Below are 205 nucleotides of genomic sequence, written 5' to 3' on the forward strand. Positions count from 1 at the left end.
CTTTTCGGTCGGGTGGTGCCGGTTGCCCGTGTACTGCCAGGGCATCACGTCGGGCAAAGGCTTCGCCGGCAGCGGCGGGCGCCCTTTGGCCAGCAGGTAGGCGCTTTCATGCTGATACCCGACAAACGCCGATTTCGAGGCGTAGGTTTTGGTGAACACAAGGTGCCCGACGACGCGAAAGCCCGCCGCTTTCCATGCCTGCATA

The 205-nt window shown here is 62.9% G+C and carries 1 pseudogene; it reads right to left on the reverse strand.

The annotated features are described in order from the left end of the window. Positions 1 to 205 (reverse strand): annotated as a pseudogene (locus IBT54_RS25040) (DNA methylase); the annotation flags it as partial.

Source organism: Pantoea sp. S62 (assembly GCF_016658625.1).
GTDB classification, from domain to species: domain Bacteria; phylum Pseudomonadota; class Gammaproteobacteria; order Enterobacterales; family Enterobacteriaceae; genus Pantoea; species Pantoea vagans.